The following is a 22,453-nucleotide window of genomic DNA, read 5'->3' as shown; positions in this document are numbered from 1 at the left end:
ATAATGACAATGATTGATATTGGTGGACAGGTTCGCCATGGTGAAGAACTGGATATTGCAGCGGTTGAAAACTGGCTAAAAAACCAAGGTGTGGATCTGCAAGGACAGGCACAAGTGACCCAATACTCAGGGGGCGCATCGAATTGGACCTATCGGCTACAGTATGACAATGCCGACCTGATCTTGCGCCGCCCACCAAAAGGTACCAAAGCCAAATCAGCGCATGATATGGCGCGTGAATACAATGTGCAGAAGCATCTTGCACCGTTTTACCCTGTGCTGCCTGAAATGATTGCATTGTGTCAGGATGACAGCGTCATCGGTTGTGATTTTTATGTGATGAAGCGGATTGAGGGCATTATTCCGCGTGCCAATTTACCCAAAGAATTACAGCTGGATGAGTCACAGATACAGCAACTTTGCCTGAATGTCTTAGATAAGTTGATTGAGCTGCACCAAGTGCCTTATCAAGGCACTGAACTGGAAAAACTGGGTAAAGGCGAAGGCTATTGCCGCCGTCAGGTTGAGGGATGGGATGCACGTTATAGCAAAGCCCTGACACCGAATGTGCCTGATTTTGCCTTTGTGCGTGAATGGCTGCAACTACATATCCCTGCCGATACAAAAACCTGCGTGATTCATAATGACTGGCGTTTTGATAATGTCATTTTAGATCCACAACAACCAACTCAAGTGATTGGCGTACTGGACTGGGAAATGGCGACACTCGGCGATCCTTTGATGGATCTGGGTAGTGCCCTCGCCTACTGGATTCAAGAGGATGATGATGCCCTGATGAAATCCAGCCGTCGTCAACCGACCAATTTAAAAGGTATGCTGACACGGCAACAGGTGGTGGATTACTATCTGGAAAAGACCGGTTTACAGCCTGCCAATTGGGCTTTTTATGAAGTATTTGGCTTGTTCCGTTTGGCGGTGATTGCTCAACAGATTTATTATCGTTATTACCATCAGCAAACCGATAATCCAGCCTTTAAAGATTTCTGGATCATGATTCATGCCTTACATATTCGGGCTTTAAAACTGATTGCACAAAACAATCCGCAAGCACGAGCATTGATTGCTGAATATGGTGCAAAACTACAGGATATTTTAAAACGATGACCACAATTTATTTGGTACGGCATGGGCAGGCGTCTTTTGGTGCAGCAAGTTATGACCAGCTTTCAGCCAAAGGTGAGCAGCAGGCACAGGTTGTCGGTGATTTTTTTAAACAGACGCTGAAACAAACACCGCTGATTGTGGCAGGTTCGATGCAACGTCATCAGCAAACAGCGCAACTGGCTTTATCAAAAAGTTTTCAGGATGCACCGATTCAAACAGAGTCGGCGTGGAATGAGTTTGATCATCAGCATGTGTTTGCTCAATACGAACCGCGCTTTAATCAACCTGAATTGCTGAAACAGGATGTCGATTTGGTGGCCAATCCGCGTGCTTATCTGGCCAAAATTTTCGATGGCGCGATTGATCGCTGGATTGGCGAGCAATATGACCATGAATATCATGAGACCTGGTTAGGCTTTCAAGCGCGTGTAGAAGGTGCTTTGCACGGATTGTGTCAGCAGATTGATGCCACGCAACCCCGTCAGGCCGTGGTATTTAGTTCTGGCGGTGTGATTTCTGTAGCGGTCGGTCAGGTATTGGGGCTAAATGCCAAACAGATTTTTGCACTGAATTGGTCGATTGCCAATGCCAGTATCACCACACTGCGCTGGTCAGATGATCGTTTGCAATTACTCAGTTTTAATGAGCATCATTATTTAAAAGCGCGTGATGCTGAACTTTTAACATGGATTTAAAAAATAGGTGGCAGGCATGGCAAAAACGATTTTAATTACAGGGGCAAGTTCTGGCTTAGGCGCAGGTATGGCGCGTGAGTTTGCGGCTAAAGGCTACAATCTGGCACTTTGCGCACGACGTTTAGAGCGTTTAGAAGCCTTACAACAACAGCTGCAAAAGCAGTTTTCAATACAGGTCAAGATTAAAACCCTAGATGTAACTCATTACGATGATGTATTCACGGTTTTTCATGCTTTTCAGCAGGAGTTTGGCAGCATTGACCGAATTATCGTGAATGCTGGTGTTGGCGATGGTCGCCGTATTGGTAAGGGCCATTTTGATGTGAATCGCGCTACGGCAGAAACCAATTTTATTTCGGCACTGGCACAATGTGAAGCAGCGGTTGAAATCTTTAGAGCGCAAAATAAGGGCCATTTGGTGGTGATTTCGTCCATGAGTGCGATGCGTGGTTTACCGAAGCATTTATCGACCTATGCCGCCAGTAAAGCCGCTGTGGCGCATTTGGCGGAAGGGATTCGTGCCGAGTTGTTGGATACACCAATTAAAGTTTCAACGATTTTCCCAGGTTATATTCGCACTGAGCTGAATGAAGGTGCGAAAAAACTACCTTTTGAAGTCGATGAGAAGACTGGAAGCAAGGCTTTGGTCAAAGCGATTGAGAAGGAACCTGTGAAAGCCTATGTACCGCAGTGGCCGTGGTTGCCAATGGGGATTGCAATGAAGATTTTGCCGTTAAAATTGGTGAATAAATTGAGTTGATTGCAATTTAAAATGGATTGGACAAATATGTTTATTCGGCATGGATGCTGCCTGTCGCGATCTGAATTAATATAACTTCGAGGAAATGTGATACTCGGAAACGTCATCTGCAACCTGCGTAGTTTAAGTAAGAGACTGTTTCTGCGATATATGTTGATCAATGCAAGAAGAGGACAGGTTTTGCAGATGACAATGGTTTTGCCTACTTTTCCCGAAAGAAAAGTAGGGCGAGCCGCAGGCTGATCCAGAAATTAGATAAGAACTTGCAAGACTCCGTTGAGACAATAGTTTTTCAATAAGTTAGAGAAAGTGTTGAGGTTAATTACGACAACGCCCTAATTAACTTTTGGTGTAAACCACCAAAACCACCATTGGACATGATCACCACTGCATCACCCTCACCTGCTTCATTGACCACACGAGCAATGATCTCATCTAAAGAGCGGCTGACTTCAGCCTTGTTTGCTGATGCTGCAATCACGGGTTGTAAATCCCAATCTAAACCTTCTGGTTGATACCAAATCACTTCATCGGCCAAACGTGCGGAATGTGCTAAACCATCTTTATGGCTACCCATACGCATGGTGTTAGAACGGGGTTCAATGATCGCCCACAACTTACGTTCACCTAAGCGTTTACGTGCGCCGTCGAGTGTGGTTTCAATCGCAGTTGGATGATGGGCAAAGTCATCATAGACTTCGATGCCACGCACCGTACCTAATAGCTCCATACGACGTTTAACCCCGCCGAAGTTGGATAAGGCTTCACAGGCTTGCGCAAGGCTGACACCGACGTGCTGTGCCGCTGCAATCGTTGCCAACGCATTGGCCACACTATGCTGCCCTGTCATATTCCATTTCACTTCACCGACCACTTTGCCGTGCTCAAGTACTTTAAAGTGACTGCCATCGACACTGATCAGCTCAGCAGATAAAGCGGCTTGATCATTTGGCTCAAGACTGGTGCGAAGCACAGGTGTCCAGCAGCCCTGCTCTAATACTTCATCAATATTGGTTTCAGTAATCGGTGCAATAATACGACCTTCACTTGGAATGGTACGTACTAAATGATGGAACTGTTTCTGAATCGCAGCCAAGTCATCAAAAATATCGGCGTGGTCAAATTCAAGGTTATTAAGAATCGCGGTTTTTGGGTGGTAGTGTACAAATTTAGAACGTTTGTCGAAGAAAGCAGAATCATATTCATCCGCTTCTACACAGAAATATTGACCACCACCTAGACGTGCACTTTCACTAAAACCAAGTGGCACGCCACCGATCAAAAAGCCTGGATTTAAGCCAGCTTGGTCTAATACCCACGCCAACATGGTGGTGGTGGTGGTTTTACCGTGTGTACCCGCAACACCAAGTACATGTTTGCCTTGTAATACATGGTCTGCCAAGAATTGTGGGCCAGAAATATAAGGTAGACCTTCATTTAGCATATATTCGATCGCATCAATGCCACGTTTCATGGCATTGCCGACGATGACAAGATCTGGATGAGGTTGTAAATGGCTGCGGTCATAGCCCTGCATGAGCTCGATTCCCGCATTTTCCAGTTGAGTCGACATGGGTGGATAAACATTGGCATCTGAACCTGTGACTTTATGTCCTAAATCTCGTGCGAGTAGAGCCAAAGACCCCATAAATGTGCCACAAATACCCAAAATATGCAGATGCATAACGCGCCTTCTCCACTGCTTTTCATACAGCACGGTATCGTATGTATGATTGTCGTTATCAATAAAAATCAAACGCAACGATAGCAAGGCTTGCATGTAAAAGATAGTCAAAATTCGTTGTTGTTGTTTACTTATAATGATGCGGATAGATGCTAATATTTCAACGATTTTACTGGCATGCTATTCCCTATTGTTCAACCCTGATTTGGATAAAAGAACACGATGTTGAGCCCTACTCTTTTAGCGCTATGTTTGTTGATTATTTCTAACTGTTTTATGACCTTGGCATGGTATGGGCATCTGAAGATTTTGCATGATGCACCGCTCTGGCAGGCCATCTTATTTAGCTGGTGTATTGCCTTGCTGGAATACAGTTTTATGATCCCTACCACCAAACTACTTAACCAGCATGGCTGGAGTTTGGGAGAAATGAAAATCACTCAGGAGGTAGTCACTTTATTGGTGTTTGTCCCCTTTATGATTTTTGTTTTTAAACAGCCATTTAAGCTAGATTATATCTGGGCGATGCTGTGTTTGATGGGCTGTGTTTATTTTGTTTTTAGAAGTCAGTAAATCACAATGGCTCGGATCAAACATGGTCTGAAGCCCTTCACCATTGTGAGATGCGCATTCAGTTCTATTTGGCTGGGTGCTTACAGGCATTTTTTAAAATTTTGCTAAACTTTTGATCTCTTGCCGAAGGATTTTCATATTCAAAGCCATAGTCACTGTCCATTGTTGTTGTAGATAATGCACCATTGGGTTCAAAATTAGACAAGGCATAGCTATAGGTCTCATCGTCACAGTACACACGATACTGTGTAATTGAATAAAGCGTACCGACCTCAGTCGGGTTCATATAATACCCTGTCATCAATACGGGTTCTCTTTCATCGGTATGTGATGAACCCGTGACAATGAATTTCTCATAGGCTTTACCCGTGAGTGCATCACTGTTAATTTCGCCATTATAGCCCTGTGCTTTATTTAACGATTTAAAGGTTTTTTGAAACTCATCGAGATTTAAATTCACTAAAGCGGCATTGCTGTGTACCGTGAAAAGTGTGATTGCCAATAGGCTTAGCCGTTTTTTCATTATTAATGCTCTTGTTGATTTTTAAGCTCCCCTATTATTATTGAAATATAACGCTATGTCATTGTTAGCACACTCTATTTCATTTTTTCCTAAAAAATATAGTTGCAGTCGTTCAGTTAAATTTTCGTGAGATGAAAAATCAGTCTATAATAATGGCGTTCTGAATCCTCTAAAGCTTGGCTCTCGTCGAGATTTATCTTCTTTAATTTTTGTCTCTGGAACATTAGCAATGAATGCGGCCGCAGCACAAGACGCTCAACCACTTGTTGGAATTATCATGGGTTCTCAATCAGATTGGGCAACTCTCGAACATACTGCCAATATGCTTAAACAGCTTGGTGTCCCATTTGAAGCGGAAGTTGTTTCTGCACACCGTACCCCAGACCGTTTATTTGAATATGCTGAAACTGCACGTGATCGTGGTCTTCAAGTGATTATTGCAGGTGCTGGTGGCGCAGCACATTTACCAGGAATGTGTGCAGCGAAAACTGATTTACCTGTGCTTGGTGTACCGGTGAAATCTTCAATTTTAAATGGTGTTGATTCATTGCTTTCGATTGTACAAATGCCAGCAGGTATTGCGGTGGGTACATTGGCGATTGGTCAAGCAGGTGCAACCAATGCGGCGATTATGGCGGCGCAAATCCTTGGCTTAACCCGTGCAGACATTGCAAAAAATGTAGCGGACTTCCGTACCGCACAAACCGAAAAAGTGTCGAATAATAATATCCCTGGTCATGAATGAGGATAAGCAAAGCAACGCTTTGCCCGAATGTAAGGCGAAGACTTTGTCTGAGCAAAAGAGTTATAGATATGAATAAAACCATCGGTATTTTTGGTGGCGGACAGCTTGGACGCATGATGGCGCAAGCGGCTTTGCCACTGAATATTCAATGTACTTTTTTTGAAGCGGAAACGGATTGTCCTGCTGCGATTCTAGGTCCAGTATTTTCCAGCCAGAACCCGCAAGGCTTGCAAGATTTTATTGCCAGTGCGGATGTATTTAGCCTTGAATTTGAAAATACGCCTGTCGCAGATGTGGATGTTTTGACGCAAAGCAAAACCTTGTACCCACCTCGTCTTGCTTTGGCGACGGCACAAAATCGCTTGGCAGAAAAGAGCTTGTTTGACGAACTCGGTATTCCAGTTGCGCCGTATCGAGCTGTGGATAGCCTCGGCAGTTTAAAACAGGCCGTAACAGATCTGGGTTTACCCATCGTCTTGAAAACCGTAACAGGTGGTTATGATGGTAAAGGCCAATTCGTATTACGTACAGAAGATCAAATCGAAACGGCTTGGGCTGAATTGGGTCCTGCGAAAAGCTTGATCGCAGAAAGTTTTGTCAAATTCAGCCGAGAAGTCTCTATCATTGCGGTGCGTGGCCAAAATGGTGATGTGAAAACTTGGGCATTGGCCGAAAATCATCACCATAACGGTATTCTGTCGCATTCGATTGTGCCTGCGCCAAATAGCGTTGATTTGCAGCCTGTGGCACAAGACTATATTACCCGTTTGTTGAACCACTTAAATTATGTGGGTGTGCTGACGCTTGAACTGTTTGTCACTGAACAAGGTTTATATGCCAATGAAATGGCATGTCGTGTGCATAATTCAGGTCATTGGTCGATTGAAGGCGCGATTTGTTCGCAATTTGAAAACCATATTCGTGCAGTTGCAGGTTTGCCATTGGGGTCAACTGAAGTGATTCGCCCGACAGTGATGATCAATATTATTGGTCAACATCCAAAATCTGAACAGGTTTTGGCACTGAATGGTGCACATTTACACCTTTATAATAAGTCTGAACGTGCAGGTCGTAAGTTGGGTCATATTACCTTGATGCCGAATAATGCGGATGATTTAACTGGATTATGTCGTCAATTGGCGGAAATTCTACCTATTCCATTGGCATTAACCGCAGATATGATGTTCTAAACTTATCCACAATGCTTAAAAAGCGGTCTTTGGACCGCTTTTTTATTGGCAACGTATTTTGAATTTAAACTTTTAAATTTAAAAAATGGATTTTACTATTGTGGATAACTTTGGTGTTGATGTTTTGAATTTAAAAAAGCAGGGTTGGGTTTGAATTTAAATGATGTGGTGTTGGTTTTGTTTTAAATTTAAAAATAATCACATGGTTTAAATTTAAAATTGTGCATGTTTTTGCTGTTTTAAATTTAAATATACAGCCTGTGGGGATCTATTTTTTCTGTTTAAGTGCTTAAAAATCGCATGATTAGTCGGTATTTTTGATGTTGGCTCTGGTTTTCTTTGGTTTTAAATTTAAAAGTGGATAACTTTTTTGAATTTAAAATTAGGGTTGAGGGTGTTGGTGGTTTTGAATTTAAATTGCACTTGTTGATAACTTTTAAATTTAAAATGCGCTGCAATTATGAATTTAAAAACTGTGTTTTTAAATTTAAAACCATAAAATGAATTCAAAGTTACGTTTCCAAACTATACATCTTTATATAGCGTGTTAAGGTGAAGAGGAAATTTAAATTCAAAAGTTTTGGTTCAGTCATGAAACGTCATTTTTCTTTTTTTCTAGGCACTGCCTTATTTACTTTTTTCAATCAGGCGCATGCCGAGTTGGTGATTAATGGTGCAGCAGTTTCAGCACCAACCACAACAGCACCTGTAAGCAGTAATTATACGCCAAATACCAACTTTCAAGGCTGTATTGCAAATTTACGCTCTCAAGCGATTGCATCAGGGGTGTCTGGTGCTAGTTATGATCGTTATACCCAAAATTTAACCCCAGATTATTCGGTGATTGATAAATTAAATTATCAGCCTGAATTTTCGACACCAATCTGGGATTATTTGTCTGGCCTTGTGGATAACGAACGCGTGCAGGCAGGGCAGCAAAAACTGACTCAACACCGTGCGGTATTGAACCGGGTCGAACAGGCCTATGGTGTCCCTGCGGAAACAGTGGTGGCAGTATGGGGTGTGGAAAGTAATTATGGTGATATTTCAGGTAAATATCCTTTATTACAGGCACTCGGTACGTTAAGTTGTGAAGGTCGTCGTCAAAGTTATTTTCGTGGAGAGTTCTTTGCCACGATGCGTATTTTACAACGTGGCGATTTAACCCAAGATCAACTTTATGGATCATGGGCAGGCGCTTTTGGTCATACTCAATTTATGCCATCGACTTATGAGCGTCTGGCCGTTGATTTTGATGGTGATGGCCGCCGTGATCTGGTCTCAAGTACGACGGATGCACTGGCTTCGACAGCTAATTTCTTGAAACGTGCCGGCTGGCAAACAGGTATGCCATGGGGCTTTGAGGTGAAAATTCCACAAGGCATGTCAATCTCGGGTGAAAGTCGCCGTAATAAAAAGCCACTGAATAGCTGGGTTGCGCAAGGCGTAACCCGTGCGGACGGAACGGCTTTGATTCAGGGGAATTTATCAGGCAGTACTCCAGCGGGATTGATTTCGCCAGCAGGTGCCAATGGCCCACTATTCTTGGTGTTTAAAAACTTTGATGCAATTTATAGTTATAACGCAGCTGAAAGTTATGGTTTAGCCATTGCCCATTTATCTGACCGCTTACGTGGCGGCACACCATTTTTAACGGCTTGGCCAACCGATGACCCTGGCACATCACGTGCTGAACGTCGTGAAATTCAACAGTTCTTAGTTCAGCGTGGTTATGATATTGGTGCTGTTGATGGCTTGATCGGTGATAAGAGTCGTCAGGCCATTCGCCAAGAACAGAGCCGACTCGGCTTAAGTCAGACAGGACGAGCAGGGCAGCAGATTCTACGTGCATTCCGTCAGGAACAGGCAAAACAAATGATGCAGTAAAGCGTTGTAATACATATAAAATAAAAAGGTCTGCTCAATGCAGACCTTTTTTATCTCTCTGTTTTACGGTGCAGCGTCTAATTTAACCGCTTCTAAAATATCAAAAATCACTGCAGTTACATCTTGGCTTAAATCTCGATCATTAAAGATTTCATAGGCGGTGATAGTGACATCGGTATCACTTGGGAGCTGCTTTTGTTCTTCTTCAATCAAGTGTTCAATCGGTAATAAGGTCTGTTTCACTGCTAAATGCAGAATCTCGTCATACGCCACGTTTTCATCTTCAAGTTCAACTTCTTGCTCATTGAAATAGGGAATCAAAATAGAGTGCAGATATGGGCTAATATCTTGAATATCTAAGAGTTCGATATCACGAGTCTGCTCAATCGTACTGATGTGGTCGTTCACTTCAATTAAGATATGATAATAACTCATGCTGATCTCCATTAAGGCTAAGATGATGTTTTAACACCACAATAACATGAATAAATAAAAACAATCGACCCATTCTTGTTATTGCTTAGCACATCATCTTAACGCAACCTATTATGGCGATTGATCTGTTCTAGTTGGCTAAGCCAAGTAGTTTTAGATCGGTATCTGTCAGCTGAAAATCTTTGGCATCCTGATCTTTAATACGTGGATACATTAAAGACTTCGGGTCGCGGGTATGTTTGAGCCCCAAGGCATGGCCAAACTCATGGGCTAAAGTTAAACGCAGGTCGTCGATTGAAGAAAACTCATAAATAAAAATCTGTTTTCCATCAAATTGACCTTTATGCAGGACCTCAGGCTTGAAGGTTTCATTAAACTCAGCAACAGATGCAGCCAACTCTTGATAGACCTGTTGAGATTTTTCTGCTTTCAACTGATTTTGCTGAACTTTATGGTTGTATTCTGCAATCTTGGCTTGCAGTTTTACCGCTTGTTGTTGCAAATCACGTTGCTGCTTTTGCAGACTTGCAAATAAGGTTTTATTTGAATTATCTGCTTTATATTGTGCTAAACCCAATTGATATTGCTGCGCCTGATTTTCATAAGCTTGCTTTTGCTGCTCCAATTGAGCACTGCTTTCTGCCAAATCAGCATTCACTTTCTGCAATTTCTCATTGTGATTGAGCCAGTTTTGCTGTTCCTGTTCGAGTTGACCGAGGCTTTCAGCACGTTTCATGCTGCGAAGCTGACGTTGGTCAAACACTAGATTAATTACAAACTCGGCTTCAGGATCATACACAAAATATTTTTGACCTGTATTATTTTCCCAAATCGCTGCGGCTTGTTTGCTGAGTTCGACCATCTGCTGTTGATTGATGTTTAAGCGTGGGTCAAGCTCGGCAATTCGATAACGTAGCGGTTGTTCAGTGCTGTAGCGAACCTGAGACGACGCTGAAGCCGACGAGGGAATTTTAGCCAAAGCCGAGACTGGGGCCAATACAGTAAAGCATGTGGCCAAAAGGAGAGATAAAAGACGCATAATAGGAGATAAAACTTGAAAGAGGTCACATTTTAGCCAAAAAAAATCAGTAGTCAAATTGATGAAAGTAGATGTGATGTATGAGTTTTAACGATATTTCTAGAAAATGAATAAAAATACATTTGTAGACATATAACGCTAAAATCGCGATAAAAAAACGATATTTGTTTATTAAATGATCAAAAATAAAGTGAGAACAATTATTTATTTTTTATTTCCAAGCACACTAAATTTTTAAAACTTTAACTAGGTTCTTAAAAAAGGGATTTTTTTATCAGCAGTAAATACTTTTTATTTCACGTAATTTATTTATCTGTTTGTACAAAAACTATACTTAAAGTCTAGTTGCTGTTAATTCGTGTAACGTATTTATGCTTTTAGGGTGCTAATAAATGGCTTTAACCAGGTCTTTATCTGAATCTGTCAGTGCGAACTGTTGAAGATTTTGCTTTTGGATCACTGGGTACATCAGTGAGGTTGGGTCATTGGTATGTTCCAGCCCAAGTGCGTGACCAAATTCATGGGCGAGGGTAAAACGCAGGTCATTGATCGAGGAAAACTCATAAATGAAGATTTGCTTGCCGTTAAAATGGCCTTTATGAAACAGATGAGGTTGGAAAACCTGATTAAACTGATTTGCTGATGCGACCAGTTGTTGATTATTTTGATTGAGACTTTGAATCCGTTGATTTAGCTGTTGAGTGCGTTGATTGTGTTCCTGAACTTCATGTTGTAGCGCTAAAGATTGTTGCTGTAAAGCTTGTTGTCTTTGTGAAAATTGCTGTGCCAAGTCTTTTGAACTCGAACGGCTTTGGTTAAAACGCTGTACTTCTGCATTATATTGCTGGAATTGGGCTGCGAGTTGTGCCTGTTTACTGGCAATTAAAGCAGTACTTTTTTGGATTTCATCTTTTACTTGTTTTAATTGCTGATTCTGAGTTTCCCATTGTTGCTGTTGTTGTTTGAGTTGATCTAGACCCTGTAAACGGTCAGTACTGCGCTGTTGACGCTCATCAAAGACCAAGTTGATGCTGAACTCGGCTTGCGGATCGTAAATAAAATTTTGTTGTCCTGTTTCCTGTTCCCAGAGTCTGGCAGCTTGCTGGGTTAAGTCGAGGACTTGTTGCTGGTTTAAATTAAAACGTGGGTCGATATCTGCGATGCGATAACGCACGACTTTTTTGATCGGTTGGTGTTGATGGACATCAATCGAATTGCGATTCGTCTGTGCATTACTCAGTTGAGGTGCAATCATGCTGATACAAGCAATGACAAATGCGAGATAATGAGCTTGCATTGTGAAATCCCCAAAATAAAAACTTATTTTTGATCATTATTTTGTGGTCGTCAAAATGCTATCTGCTTAATAAATAGAGTGAAAAAGTGTGATTTTTTTCTAATAAATAAAAAAATAAATCGAATGATTTACACAATAAAAAAAAGTGATTTTTGTTGTTTTTTTGAGCATAACTCAAAAAATATCAATGGCCTAAATCAGTGAGAGTCAGAATTTTCTCAAAAAGCAGCAAGAAAACCGCCTATTGTTAACTTTTGTAAGTTTTTTCTAAAACAGTCGCGTTTTTAACCTTTAAGTGCAAAATTGCTGCTTTGTGACATTTATTGTCTAGCAAATTTTGAGTCACTTTTTAGAGCTCTTCGATTTTGGCATGAGCGAAAACTATCTGGTCAGCAACAGCGCACGATCGGCTTGAGTCAGGCGAAAGTGAGTGGCATTTTGTTCTTTCATGACGGGATACATCAGTGCTTGTGGATCATCAGTGTGCTGTAGTCCCAAGGCATGGCCGAATTCATGTGCGAGAGTAAGGCGTAAATCATCTTCAGATTCGAATTCATAAATCAAGATCTGTTTACCGTTAAATAAGCCTTTATGAAATAAATGGGGTTTAAAGCGTTGTTTAAATTGGCTGACAGAGCTGGTTAACTGCTGGTCCAAAGCATTCAATTCATCTACTTGCTGATTGAGTTGAGCGATTCTTTGATTATATTGATCAATTTCTTGCTGTAGTAACTTCACATTTTGCTCTAAATCCCGCTGCCGTTGTTGAAAATAGTCAGGGTTGGCATAAGAGGCAGGATGTTGCCGTGCATTGTGTTGCTCTTGATTATAGTATTGAATTTGTTGATTCAGCTGTTGTTGCTTTAAATCTAAAAGTTGTTTGCTACTCAGAATCTCCTGCTCAATCAGATCCAATTGCTGTTTTTTATCTTGCCAATGTTGTTGATTGGACTGTAGTTGGCTGAGATGTTCTCGACGTTGTTCACTTTCGATTTGACGTTCATCATAAATCAGGTGGATGCCGAGTTGGGCATTGGGATCATAGACAAAATAATCTTGCCCCGTGCCATCTTTCCAGATTTGAGTCGCTTGTTGGCTGATGCTTTTGACTTGTTCAATGCTGAGTTTAAAACGTGGGTCAACTTCGGCAATCCGATAGCGTAAACGAGTATCTAAGGGACTACTGATACGATCTGCCAAAGAATTAAATTTAAGTTGAGGGTGTTGGTGAGTTTGATAAGCAGACCAGATCAGAAACAGCACCAAGCTCATGATGAAGGTCAATTTCATTCGTTATTTTTGGAAAATAGAGGTTGATATAGGCTGGGCACCACTAAAACTCCCCAGATCAGCGTAGAGAGAATATTGCCTAGCTCATAAAAAATGGCGCCAAAACCAGAGATGAATGTCGAAGAATAGCTGGGTAATAGATAAATAAGTAACAGGGGGAAAAAACTATAGACGTAAAGCTTTCTTGCCCATTGTTTAAATAAGAATAAACCAACTAATATCACCACAAAAACAATCGCCAGAGAGCCTGTAATAAGGAGTTCCCAGTTCTGTGGTTCTGTTACTAATAATTTATTAATTGCGATGGTTGTTTCATTGTAAGCATCGAATATCGAGCTGATAAAAATACAGATCAATGAAAAAATAAAGATTAATCTAAATTGGGTTTTGCTGATAACGGGATCGGTTTTCATCTTCTCTCTAGGTATCATTCTTTTAGTGCTTTGGATTATACCGAAATATAATTTCATGTATATCAAACTAATCCTGCAGTATTAGGCATGATACTGCCAATCTCAGTTTTGGGATTCAGCTTGAGATTGACGCATATAACTGCCATATTGAAGACAAAATGATCGATTCTGGCAATTACAATAAAATGCAAAGGAACATGCATGCTGAAATATCTACTCAAAGTGCCTGAAGCCACATGGGCGGCAGTTTCACCTGCACCCGCAAAGGCAGAAAATCTAAAAATTAAATATTTGGGTACAGCAGGCTTTATTTTGTCTGATGCCAGTCGAACTTTGGTGCTTGATCCTTTTGTGAGTCGTCCCAGTCTTTGGCAGACCTTTACTCAACCTTTATTGAGCGATCCAGCTGTGGTTAAACGCTATATCCCTAATGCTGATGATGTGCTGATAGGGCATGCGCACTATGACCATATTCTGGATGCACCAGAGCTCTGCAAACAAACAGGGGCTCGCCTGATTGGTTCGGAAGCCAGTTTGATGTACGGGCGTTCTGCGGGCTTGCCTGAGCAACAGATGCAGGCGACACAGGGTAGGGAGGTGATTGAGTGTGGGAAATGGCAAATCATTGGCTTGCCTTCAATTCATGGTAAAGCCTTGTTCGGCCGTGTTCCATTACCAGGAGATATGATTGAACCAGCACCGTATCCACCGAAATTTCATCAGTTACGGCATGGTTTGGTCTTAAACTGGTGGATTGACACAGGACAATTGCGCGTTGTTCACATCGATTCGGCCGATTTTATTGAACCGGAATTGCAGGGCAAACAGGCTGATATCGTGTGCCTGTGTGCGATTGGACGTAAATATCGCCCAGACTATGTCAAAGATGTAGTGCGATTACTGAAGCCGAAATATATTATTCCATGTCATTGGGACAGTATGGTGACGCCGATTGATGCACCACCGCAATTATTACCTGGGGTGAATATTGCTGAGTTTATTGAAGAAATTAAAGCTTGTGGTGTCGTGCCTTTGTTTATGCCAATTTTGGGCGAACTTTATTTTGAACAATCTATACCCGGTTAAACATAAAAAACCGCGCTTTCGCGCGGTCTTTTTAAAGAGACAAATTATTTTTTGTCATCTTTTACTTCTGTGAACTCAGCATCTACAACACCATCATCCGCTTTCTGTTGTTGACCTGCATCGCCACCTTGGAATGCATTTGGATCAAAACCTTCTGCGCCGCCAGCACCTTGTGCTTGTTCATAAGCACGTTGAGTGATTGGCATCAAGATGTTTTGTAAAGCTTCAGTTTTCGCTTTGATGTCTTCAACTTCATTTTCTTTGGTTGCTGCTTCAAGCTCAGAAACCGCAGTGCTGATTGCAGTTTTTTCATCTTCAGTGACTTTATCACCTAAATCTTTCACTGCTTTGTTTGAGCTAGAGATTAACGCATCAGCTTCGTTACGCGCTTTGGCCAACTCTTCAAACTTACGGTCTTCTTCAGCATTCGCTTCAGCATCTTTAATCATTGCGTCGATTTCAGCATCAGACAAACCTGAGTTTGCTTTGATCTGGATCGATTGCTCTTTACCCGTGCTCTTATCTTTCGCAGATACTTTCAAGATACCATCCGCGTTGATGTCGAACGATACTTCAATTTGCGGTACACCACGTGGAGCAGGTGGGATATCGCCTAACTGGAAGTTACCCAACAATTTGTTTTGCTGAGCCATTTTACGTTCGCCTTGGAACACTGAAATGTCTACAGCAGGTTGGTTATCAGCAGCAGTAGAGAATACTTGAGATTTCTTCGCAGGAATCGTCGTGTTTTTCTCAATAATCGCTGTTAATACGCCACCCATGGTTTCGATACCAAGTGTTAACGGTGTTACGTCTAATAAAAGTACGTCAGTTTTGTCACCAGACAATACTGCACCTTGAATCGCAGCACCAATCGCAACCGCTTCGTCCGGGTTCACGTCTTTACGTGGCTCTTTACCGAAGAATTCTTGTACTTTTTGTTGTACAAGTGGCATACGAGACTGACCACCCACTAAAATTACGTCAGAGATGTCAGAAGTCGAAAGACCTGCATCTTTAAGTGCAATACGGCAAGGCTCAATGGTACGAGCAACTAAGTCAGCAACCAAACCTTCAAGTTTTGCACGTGTTACGTTGATCACTAAGTGTTTAGGACCAGTCGCATCAGCCGTGATGTATGGAAGGTTGATTTCAGTCGCGTTCGATGAAGAAAGCTCGATTTTTGCTTTTTCAGCAGCTTCTTTCAAACGTTGTAACGCAAGTGGATCATTTTTCAAGTTCACACTTTGTTCTTTCTTGAATTCTTCAACCAAGAATTCAATTAATGCGTTATCAAAGTCTTCACCACCAAGGAAAGTATCACCGTTTGTTGATAACACTTCGATTTGCTGGTCGCCATCAAGGTCAGCGATTTCAATGATTGATACGTCGAATGTACCACCACCTAAGTCGTAAACCGCGATTTTACGATCGCCTTCTTTTTTGTCCATACCGAACGCAAGTGCAGCAGCAGTTGGTTCGTTGATGATACGTTTAACATCAAGACCTGCAATTTTACCTGCATCTTTAGTCGCTTGACGTTGTGCATCGTTAAAGTAAGCAGGAACAGTGATGACTGCTTCAGTTACTGTTTCACCCAAGTAGTCTTCTGCAGTTTTCTTCATCTTTTTCAAGATTTCAGCAGAGATTTGTTGTGGTGCTAATTTCTTATCGTTTACTTCAACCCAAGCATCGCCATTGTCTGCTTTGATGATTTTGTAAGGGACAAGACCGATATCTTTTTGTACTGCTTGATCTTCATAACGACGACCGATTAAACGCTTGATTGCGAATAATGTGTTTTTTGGGTTGGTTACCGCTTGGCGTTTCGCGCTTTGACCAACAAGGATCTCGCCATCTTTATATGCAATGATCGATGGAGTTGTACGTGCGCCTTCAGCGTTTTCGATTACTTTTACTTTATCGCCTTCAAGTACAGCAACACATGAGTTGGTAGTACCTAAGTCAATACCAATAATTTTTGCCATTGATTGTGTTCCTCTAAAATTTTGTTGCAATGTTTTGCTTGTTATTCGATATGAGAGTTAATCGGTATTTTTCAAGCATTTTTATGAAAAAAAATCAAAAAACTCTCATTTTTTTGTATTTTTGAGCAAATAAGTGCTTTGCTCGTGCGGATTATTGACCCACCATTACCATTGCTGGGCGAAGTAGGCGACCATTTAAGGTATAACCCTTCTGTAAAACAGTCCCGATTTCATTGGCTTTGGCATTTGGATCGATACCAACCGCTTGGTGTAAGTCCGCATTGAAGCCATTTTGAGTATCTGCTTCCACCACGCCAAATTTTTCCAGCGTGCTAAGAAGTGATTTCAAAGTCAGCTTAACACCCTCAAGCACAGGGGTTTGTTCTTCACCCGCAGCTTGAATCGCACGTTCAAGGTTGTCGACCGAATCCAGTAATTCTTTGGCGAATTTTTCCAGCACGGTGTCTTTGTGCTTTTCAGATTCGCGTTGGATACGCTCAACACTTTTCTGCGCTTCATAAACAGCATTGGCAGTACGTGCTTTTTCTAGTTTCAAGCTTTCTTCAAGTTTGGTGATTTGCGCTTGTAAATCTTCAACGCTAAGCTCGTTTGCTTGCTCTACACCTTCAGCTTGAGTTTGTTCAGTCTGTTGCTCATTTTGAATGTCTTGAGCTTGCTCATTGTGCTCATTAGCCATTGATGATCTCCGTTGAAAAAGGTTCTTAAACATGTACAGTCCTTTTTGGCGTGAATGCTCATAGGGTTAAACCCGAACTGCCACATCTTGGTCATTCATAGATAGGGATGAAGTATGGGCAAGGCGACAAAATTCAAGCGTTCAGGTCAATTTAAATCTTTTAATTTTGCTGATTTAAGTAAAAATTTAAGTTTTCGATGACAAAAGCAATAAATTCTTGGGTAATTTTCGGTAAGTGTTGCCTAGAAGCATAGACTAAGGACAAAGTCAGGTCGGGTGCAGAAAAATCTGTAAACACCTGTTGCAAATGCTGCTGTGCAATGTCTTTACGTACCAGTAAAGTGGGCAACATGGCAATGCCTTGCGCCTTGAGGCACATTTGATAAAGCGCAATCACATCATTGCTTTTAAACGTAACATTTAAAGGATAGTTTTGCGGTTGCTGATCTGTATCAAACAAGGTCCAATATTGATTATGTGTGTGATGGGCTATGCATTCATGTTGAATCAGTTGACTGGGATGTAACAGGGGTGTGTGGTCTTGTAAGTAATGGGGATGTGCACAAAAGATAGATTCAATTTGACAGACAGGCCGCGCAATCAAACCATCTGCAACTTTTTGGGTAATACGTAGCGCCAGATCGACATGAGCATCCATCAGGTCGACGGTATTTTCAGTGAGATAGACATCAAATTGAATATGGGGATAACGTTTTTTAAACTGTTTAATACATTCATTTACGCCGAGCTGAAACAGAAACAGGCCACAGGTAAAACGAATCGTGCCACTGTGCTGTTCAGGTGCGGCTAAACCTTCAAGCAACTGTTGCTGCTGTAAAATATTTTCACAATAGACCAAGGCTTTTTCACCCGCAGGGGTCAAAGAAACCTTACGGGTATTGCGTTGAAACAGACGAGTTGAAAAAGTTTGTTCGAGATGTTCTAAATAACGTGACACCATGGCTTTAGAATAGTCCAGGTGTTCGGCCGCTTTGCTGAGATTGCCTTGGTGCGCGATGCAGACAAAGACTTGGATGGCTTTTAAGGTATCCATGTTTATTATCATTGTTGCAAGATATGCAATATTTTATCTTAATTTAGGGTGTTTATTCAGCAATAATTGCAATTTAAAGTATTCCTTATCAGATTGGAGACGATAAGATGAATACCAAACCTTATATCATTGCTTTATCTACTTTAGCGGCAACATCAACTGCTTTTGCACAAGACTTAAAAATCCAAAACTTTCTGGCTCAACCTGAGCACTTCGGTGTGACTTCAACATTAATTGAAGGCGATAAAGAAGTGTTATTGGTGAATGCCCAATTTTCTAAATCAGAAGCATTACGTATTGCAGCAGATATCTTAGACAGTGGTAAAACCTTAAAAACCATTTTTGTCAGCTATGGCGATCCAGACTTCTATTTTGGTTTAGATGTGTTTAAACAGTACTTCCCAAATGTGAAAATTATTGCAACGCCTGAAACAGTGAAACATATTCAAGATACGCAAGCGCTGAAAGTTGCCTATTGGGGACCTAAAATGGGCGCCAATGCACCGAGCAAAATTATTGTTCCACAAGCATATACTGCAAAAACTTTAAAATTAGAAAATGAAAACATCGAAATTAAAGGCAAAAAAGAGCTCACTTATCTGTGGATTCCAAGTGCTAAAGCGGTAGTCGGTGGTATTCCGGTATCCTCAGGGATTCATCTTTGGACTGCGGATACTCCGACAGCTAAAGATCGTGCAGAAGTGGTACAGGCTTTAGAAAGTATTAAAGCCTTGAATCCGCAAGTGGTGGTGCCGGCACATATGAAGGCAGGTGCCGCGGAAGGTCTGGATGCGGTAAATTTCTCGATTGACTATTTAAAGCAATATGAGAAAGCCGTTAAGCTAACCAAAAACTCAGCTGAACTTAGCCAAATGATGCGAAAACAATATCCTACACTAGGTGAGTCGGGTAGTTTGGACCTAGGTGCTAAAGTGGTTAAAGGCGAGATGAAATGGCCTTAAAACCGCATATCTAGCTCAAACAACCGTGATGAAAAGTCAGGGTTTTTTTATGTCTGCTACATTTATTTTTAATCAAAATTACGCAATTGTAATCTTTTAAGCAGCTTATGCAGTATTTCTATGAATTATAAAAAAATAAGATAAGCAGCATTTAACAGCGCAAATAAAGCTGAAATCACTTCGATCATAAGACCTTAGCGATTGTTCAGGTTTTTAAAAATATGTGAAAGTTAAGGATTGTTGATTTAAGAAAAATTGCAAAACAATGCGGCTTACATAACAAACTGCAACTAATCCGCATCACGTCCAAGAAAAAAATTGTGAATCATAGGCATCGCAAAGACAACTTTGCTTTTTGTCATAATGAAAGGAAATACGAAATGAAAAAGTTAGCATTGATTTCTGCAGTTGTAGCAGGTGTTGCATTAACAGCTGTAGGTTGTTCAACTCAAGGTGGTTTAGATGCCTCTGGCTCAGCTCAAACCACAAGCGCAAGCCCAACGGGAGTACAAGGTGGCGTTGGTGTACATGGTGGATCATCCGTTGATGTTCAACCTGGTGGTGCTTCTGCTGATGTGTCGGGTTCAGTCTCTGGTTCAGCGGGTACGACTGCGCAATAATTTTTAAGGATGAAGTTGGCTTCGCATAAGATTGAACACACGATGCCGCATGCAATCTTACCGATGTACTGCTATACATTACGCGAAGTTGACTTGATTCATAAAAATGACACTTTTGAAGTGCTATAAAACTAGGGTGAATTGATTGGCTCTAGTTTTATGGTTTTAACAAGTAAGTTTTAAAACATTGTTTAACTGGCATAAAAAGTAGGTGTAAATAAGCATTATGGTTAATGACTTTTTGATAATAGCCCTTTAGCGTACGACATATTTTTCAAATCTTGAACTTGATCTAAGACTTTAGAAAAGCATATAGTCGAAGACAACAAGAATTATGGACAGAGCGAAGAAGGGGACAGAAGTGACAGCATTACCTCAAAAAATTCAAACAATTTTAGACAAAGGGCAAGGCCCTGCTGCACGAGCGCTTGATAAGCTCCCTAAAATCATACAAGAGTCTCTGGCCAAGCTTCTCGCTTATCCACATCAATACCCGGATTTAGATTCTTTTACTAAATGTTTGATGGCCGTCCAAATTAAACAGGGCCAGATAGGCTTTATTGGTGAAGATCCCATTGAGTCTCGCCGTCAGTTTGATACGCAGATGTTGGCGATTATCAATAAGCCGACTTCGGTTGAATCGGTTGAAGATATCCGCCTTCCATTGCAAAGCGGGACCGTCTTTGCCAGACATTATCATCCTGCACCAAACAAAAAGTTACCGATGATTGTGTTCTATCATGGTGGTGGTTTTGTTGTAGGCGGTCTGGATACCCATGATGAAGCCTGTCGCCTGATTGCCAAGTATGCAAAAGTACAGGTGCTCAGTATTGATTATCCACTCGCACCAGAAGCATCACCACAGTTATTGATCAAATCCTGTGAAGATGCCTTGGCATGGGTATATCAAAACCGCCGTCAGCTCAAAATTTATAAGAACCGTATTGCTGTTGCAGGGGATAGTGCAGGGGGCAATATCAGTACGGTGGTTGCGCAGCACTCCGTAGGTAAAGCCTATGCACCACAAGCACAGCTATTGATTTATCCAGCAGTTGATTTCAAAAGCCGCCATCCCTCTTTTTATGCTTATGGCGAAGGATTGGTACTGACCAGTAAAGATGTGGATTATGTGACGGACTATTATGCTGCACAGCACGATGTTGCACTCGATGATCCATTGATCTCACCGACTTATGGCAGCCTTAGAAAACTGGCACCTGCTTATGTGATTACTGCTGGGCATGACTTACTGCATGATGAGGGTGCAATCTATAGTCATAAACTCAGACAAAACGGGGTTAAAGTCCAATATGTTGACTATCCCGATCAAACCCATGGCTTTATTAATCTGACACCAATCTCAAGTAAGGCAAAACGCAATACCATTGAAGTAGCGAAAAACTTTAGAAAGTTCTGGGATAAACATAGTTAATTATCTACAGGCCAAATCCTCAAACCGATGTTTCACGTGAAACATCGGTTTTCTTTATGAAAGATAACAAATAGAAATAGCAAAATTGAATTTGCAAAACTAAGATGAGTATTCACAACAAATCTATGTTCAAGCCGAGAAAAGCAATGATGAAAAAGTTGTTCATGACAACAGGTTTAATTTTGGCAAGCAGCCATTTATTTGCAAATACCATGGTTGATATGAAAACCAGTATGGGCAACATCGAAATCGAACTTTTTGATGATAAAGCACCTGTGTCTGCAAAAAACTTTGAAAGCTATGTAAAAAGCAACTTCTATACAGGCACGATCTTCCATCGCGTGATTCCTGGCTTTATGGTACAAGGCGGTGGTTTAGATGCCAATATGATTGAGAAGGCAACCAAAGCACCAATCGTGAATGAGTCGGGCAATGGCTTGAAGAACATGCGCGGTACTTTAGCAATGGCGCGTACCAGTAACCCGAACTCAGCAAGCAGCCAGTTCTTTATTAATGTGGCGGACAATAGCTTTTTAAATAAATCAGCAATGGATGCGGGTTATGCTGTATTTGGTAAAGTGACCAAAGGGATGGATATTGTCGATAAGATCGTCAATGTACCCACAGGTAACTATGGAATGCATCAAAATGTACCAAAACAACCGATTAAAATTATTAGTGTTCAGATAAAGAACAACAAGTAAAAAACAAAGCAGAAATATTTTAAATATATTTCTGCTTTAATTTTATATGCTTACAAGAATTATGCTGCTTTGTTGAACATGTTGGTGTGTAAAAAAAGAACACTCGATAAAACAAGGGTTTAAAAAAGCTTGCACCCTAAAAAAAATCTCCTATAATGCACTCATCCCGACGCGATGAAGCAAAAATAACTTAGCTTTACTGGTTAAGTTGTTAAATATTTATTGCGTTGATTTGCCACTGACGAGGTGGTGAA

At 41.3% G+C, this 22,453-nt stretch carries 21 protein-coding genes and 1 pseudogene; 12 read left to right on the top strand and 10 right to left on the bottom strand.

All coding sequences use genetic code 11. The annotated features are described in order from the left end of the window. Positions 1-3: 3 nt before the first annotated feature. Genes Aba26S_RS12865 through Aba26S_RS12855 form a run of 3 tightly spaced genes read left to right on the top strand, consistent with a single transcriptional unit; the run spans position 4 to position 2,580 of the window. Positions 4-1,125, top strand: coding sequence for a phosphotransferase family protein (locus Aba26S_RS12865; RefSeq protein WP_043972485.1), 1,122 nt, complete (start codon positions 4-6; stop codon positions 1,123-1,125). Next, complete coding sequence (locus Aba26S_RS12860) at positions 1,122-1,820, top strand: histidine phosphatase family protein (RefSeq protein WP_043972484.1); 699 nt, start codon at positions 1,122-1,124, stop codon at positions 1,818-1,820. Before Aba26S_RS12865 ends, Aba26S_RS12860 begins: the two co-directional genes overlap by 4 nt. 16 nt (positions 1,821-1,836) lie before the next feature. Further along, complete coding sequence (locus Aba26S_RS12855) at positions 1,837-2,580, top strand: SDR family oxidoreductase (protein WP_016650978.1); 744 nt, start codon at positions 1,837-1,839, stop codon at positions 2,578-2,580. Between the two features lie 322 nt (positions 2,581-2,902). On the opposite strand, the gene mpl is transcribed toward Aba26S_RS12855, so the two are convergent. Further along, positions 2,903-4,264: a UDP-N-acetylmuramate:L-alanyl-gamma-D-glutamyl-meso-diaminopimelate ligase gene (gene mpl / locus Aba26S_RS12850; protein WP_016650977.1), complete on the bottom strand. Its 1,362-nt coding sequence runs from the start codon at positions 4,262-4,264 to the stop codon at positions 2,903-2,905. 222 nt (positions 4,265-4,486) lie between these two features. On the opposite strand from mpl, the gene Aba26S_RS12845 reads away from it, so the two are divergent. Then, positions 4,487-4,837 (top strand): DMT family protein, encoded by a 351-nt coding sequence (locus Aba26S_RS12845; protein WP_043972483.1) that lies wholly within the window; start codon positions 4,487-4,489, stop codon positions 4,835-4,837. A 64-nt stretch (positions 4,838-4,901) separates the two neighbouring features. On the opposite strand, the gene Aba26S_RS12840 is transcribed toward Aba26S_RS12845, so the two are convergent. Beyond that, the gene (locus Aba26S_RS12840; RefSeq protein WP_005277698.1) at positions 4,902-5,360 is read right to left on the bottom strand and encodes a hypothetical protein; all 459 of its coding nucleotides are present in this window, start codon (positions 5,358-5,360) and stop codon (positions 4,902-4,904) included. A 229-nt stretch (positions 5,361-5,589) separates the two neighbouring features. Here Aba26S_RS12840 and purE point away from each other — a divergent pair, with 229 nt between their 5' ends. The 3 genes from purE to Aba26S_RS12825 all read left to right on the top strand — a co-directional run bounded on the left by purE (position 5,590) and on the right by Aba26S_RS12825 (position 9,182). Continuing rightward, positions 5,590-6,105, top strand: coding sequence for a 5-(carboxyamino)imidazole ribonucleotide mutase (gene purE / locus Aba26S_RS12835; RefSeq protein WP_005277700.1), 516 nt, complete (start codon positions 5,590-5,592; stop codon positions 6,103-6,105). Positions 6,106-6,173: 68 nt separating this feature from the next. Beyond that, positions 6,174-7,295 (top strand): 5-(carboxyamino)imidazole ribonucleotide synthase, encoded by a 1,122-nt coding sequence (locus Aba26S_RS12830; RefSeq protein WP_016650973.1) that lies wholly within the window; start codon positions 6,174-6,176, stop codon positions 7,293-7,295. Positions 7,296-7,886: 591 nt separating this feature from the next. Then, positions 7,887-9,182 (top strand): lytic murein transglycosylase, encoded by a 1,296-nt coding sequence (locus Aba26S_RS12825; RefSeq protein ID WP_005277704.1) that lies wholly within the window; start codon positions 7,887-7,889, stop codon positions 9,180-9,182. Between the two features lie 63 nt (positions 9,183-9,245). Here Aba26S_RS12825 and Aba26S_RS12820 read toward each other — a convergent pair whose 3' ends face one another. The 5 genes from Aba26S_RS12820 to Aba26S_RS12800 all read right to left on the bottom strand — a co-directional run bounded on the left by Aba26S_RS12820 (position 9,246) and on the right by Aba26S_RS12800 (position 13,656). After that, a complete protein-coding gene (locus tag Aba26S_RS12820) occupies positions 9,246-9,629 on the bottom strand; it encodes a hypothetical protein (protein WP_162616955.1) in 384 nt (127 codons plus the stop codon). A 118-nt stretch (positions 9,630-9,747) separates the two neighbouring features. Then, complete coding sequence (locus Aba26S_RS12815) at positions 9,748-10,656, bottom strand: matrixin family metalloprotease (RefSeq protein WP_043972478.1); 909 nt, start codon at positions 10,654-10,656, stop codon at positions 9,748-9,750. A 385-nt stretch (positions 10,657-11,041) separates the two neighbouring features. Next, positions 11,042-11,953: a matrixin family metalloprotease gene (locus Aba26S_RS12810; RefSeq protein ID WP_043972476.1), complete on the bottom strand. Its 912-nt coding sequence runs from the start codon at positions 11,951-11,953 to the stop codon at positions 11,042-11,044. A 381-nt stretch (positions 11,954-12,334) separates the two neighbouring features. Further along, on the bottom strand, positions 12,335-13,243 hold the full coding sequence (locus tag Aba26S_RS12805) for a matrixin family metalloprotease (protein ID WP_043972475.1): 909 nt from the start codon (positions 13,241-13,243) through the stop codon (positions 12,335-12,337). After that, positions 13,240-13,656, bottom strand: a complete 417-nt coding sequence (locus tag Aba26S_RS12800) for a hypothetical protein (RefSeq protein ID WP_016650968.1) — start codon at positions 13,654-13,656, stop codon at positions 13,240-13,242. The genes Aba26S_RS12805 and Aba26S_RS12800 overlap by 4 nt, the downstream gene beginning before the upstream one ends. Positions 13,657-13,857: 201 nt before the next feature. Here Aba26S_RS12800 and Aba26S_RS12795 point away from each other — a divergent pair, with 201 nt between their 5' ends. Continuing rightward, positions 13,858-14,742, top strand: coding sequence for an MBL fold metallo-hydrolase (locus Aba26S_RS12795; protein ID WP_043972473.1), 885 nt, complete (start codon positions 13,858-13,860; stop codon positions 14,740-14,742). A 44-nt stretch (positions 14,743-14,786) separates the two neighbouring features. Here Aba26S_RS12795 and dnaK read toward each other — a convergent pair whose 3' ends face one another. From dnaK to Aba26S_RS12780, 3 genes and pseudogenes are all read right to left on the bottom strand, one after another. Continuing rightward, complete coding sequence (gene dnaK / locus Aba26S_RS12790; protein WP_043972469.1) at positions 14,787-16,730, bottom strand: molecular chaperone DnaK; 1,944 nt, start codon at positions 16,728-16,730, stop codon at positions 14,787-14,789. 151 nt (positions 16,731-16,881) lie between these two features. After that, entirely contained in the window at positions 16,882-17,427 is a 546-nt protein-coding gene (grpE, locus tag Aba26S_RS12785) for a nucleotide exchange factor GrpE (RefSeq protein WP_005277721.1), read from the bottom strand. 146 nt (positions 17,428-17,573) lie between these two features. Beyond that, a pseudogene (locus Aba26S_RS12780) lies at positions 17,574-18,481 on the bottom strand (LysR family transcriptional regulator). Positions 18,482-18,588: 107 nt separating this feature from the next. Between Aba26S_RS12780 and Aba26S_RS12775 the strand changes: the two are divergent. The 4 genes from Aba26S_RS12775 (at position 18,589) to Aba26S_RS12760 (ending at position 22,199) form a co-directional block, all read left to right on the top strand. Continuing rightward, a complete protein-coding gene (locus Aba26S_RS12775; protein WP_005277725.1) occupies positions 18,589-19,443 on the top strand; it encodes an MBL fold metallo-hydrolase in 855 nt (284 codons plus the stop codon). 380 nt (positions 19,444-19,823) lie between these two features. After that, the gene (locus Aba26S_RS12770) at positions 19,824-20,063 is read left to right on the top strand and encodes a hypothetical protein (RefSeq protein WP_005277727.1); all 240 of its coding nucleotides are present in this window, start codon (positions 19,824-19,826) and stop codon (positions 20,061-20,063) included. A 361-nt stretch (positions 20,064-20,424) separates the two neighbouring features. Continuing rightward, complete coding sequence (locus Aba26S_RS12765) at positions 20,425-21,495, top strand: alpha/beta hydrolase (protein ID WP_181950784.1); 1,071 nt, start codon at positions 20,425-20,427, stop codon at positions 21,493-21,495. Between the two features lie 146 nt (positions 21,496-21,641). Next, entirely contained in the window at positions 21,642-22,199 is a 558-nt protein-coding gene (locus Aba26S_RS12760; protein ID WP_016650953.1) for a peptidylprolyl isomerase, read from the top strand. Positions 22,200-22,453 lie beyond the last annotated feature (254 nt).

Source organism: Acinetobacter sp. NBRC 110496, assembly GCF_000876115.1.
In the GTDB taxonomy this organism is placed as follows: Bacteria; Pseudomonadota; Gammaproteobacteria; order Pseudomonadales; family Moraxellaceae; genus Acinetobacter.
This window is presented reverse-complemented; position numbering and strand designations above follow the sequence as displayed.